The organism is Sphaerisporangium sp. NPDC005289 (genome assembly GCF_040607455.1).
Classification (GTDB): Bacteria; Actinomycetota; Actinomycetes; order Streptosporangiales; family Streptosporangiaceae; genus Sphaerisporangium; species Sphaerisporangium rhizosphaerae.
In genome coordinates, this window is sequence record NZ_JBEXGS010000068.1 from 1 (window position 1) to 1,355 (window position 1,355).

At 69.1% G+C, this 1,355-nt stretch carries 2 protein-coding genes; both read right to left on the reverse strand.

Annotation, left to right across the window (positions count from 1 at the left end):
- On the reverse strand, positions 1-869 hold an 869-nt coding region (locus ABZT47_RS40330; protein WP_354854112.1), incomplete at its 3' end, for a CHAP domain-containing protein.
- A gap of 291 nt (positions 870-1,160) precedes the next feature.
- Positions 1,161-1,355: hypothetical protein (locus tag ABZT47_RS40335; protein ID WP_354853604.1), on the reverse strand; the 195-nt coding region annotated here is incomplete at its 5' end.

The following is a 1,355-nucleotide window of genomic DNA, read 5'->3' on the forward strand; positions in this document are numbered from 1 at the left end:
GGGTTGTTGGACAGGTGGAAGGTGGCGGTGGTGGGGTCGTAGGCGCTGGGGGTGTCGACGCCGTCGCCGTCCCAGTCGCCGATGATGGGGATCATGGGGCTGTTGCCGTACCTGATGACCGGCCGGGTGTTGGTGTTGGAGTCGAAACTGTCGGACAGGGTGAAGTCCAGCACTCCGTAGTCGATCGGCTCGGGCTCGGGATCGGGGGTGCTGTCGATGCCGAGGGGAGCGGAGTATCCGACGATGTCGCCGTCCGAGCGCGAGTAGCTGTTCTCCTTGACGCGGTCGCTGGCGTTGCCCTCGATGGTGTAGACGGTGCTCGAGGTCGCCGACTTGACGATGCCGACGTGGTTGATGTCGCCGTCCCCGTCCCAGTCGAAGACGACGGCGTCACCGGGCTGGGGCGTGTAGCCGCTCGACCGGGTGTGCCAGGTGCCGTACTTGGTCCCGTAGTTCTTGAAGGAGGCGGCCCAGCCTGTCAGCACGCCGCCGTCGGTCTCGGCGATGTCGGCGTTCCGCACGCCGGCGTTCTTCCACACGTACTTGGAGAAGTCGGCGCACCAGTCGCTGTCGCGCCACTGGACCCCGTCGGTCGAGGGACACCCGGAGGAGGGCTTCCAGGAGCGGAAGTACCCGGTGTAGAAGTTGCAGCCGCTGCCCATCGGCGATTCGTGGTTGCGCGAGGAGTTGTTGAGCTGGCCCTGGGCGACCGACACGATCGTCGCGCGCGACGCGGCGGCGGCAGGGGAGGTCGTGGTCGCGATGAGCCCTGTTCCGAGCAGAGCCGTGGTGGCCAGCCCGCCGCCGAGCCGGCGCAGGAAGCGCGAGCGGGTCGTCGTGGTCCCGGTGCGGGGGGTGATCGAACTCATGGGAGTTCCTTTCCGGTAAGTCCTGCGGGTCTGCCGATCTCCGTGTGAGAAGGATCCGGGTGGGCGCTCCAACCTTGCTGTAAGTGCGCTGTAGCTTCCGGCGGCCGGAGTGCGAGGGGATTACAGCGTCATGGGCGCACGGCGGGCGCCGGGCGCGGGGGAGTGCGAGGGCGGTGTGTCCGGCGACGCGGAACGCCCCTGTGCCGCCGTGTCGGTCACGGCGGCACAGGGGCGTGGGGTGGGGGGACGGCGGGGCGTCCCGGCTGTGCACCGGGACGGGGCCGAAAGGAGCTACCGGACGATGCCTTGGGTGTCGGTGCCGTCGCCGTTCCAGTCGCCGATGACGGGGAGGTCGGCGGTGTTGCCGAAGGGGACGGGGCGGGTGGTTTCCGTGGCGCTGGTGACGGGGCTGGTGCGCAGGTAGAAGGTGTAGCCCATGCGGACGCCGACGTTGTCCTTTCCGTCGCCGTCCCAGTCGCCGGCGAA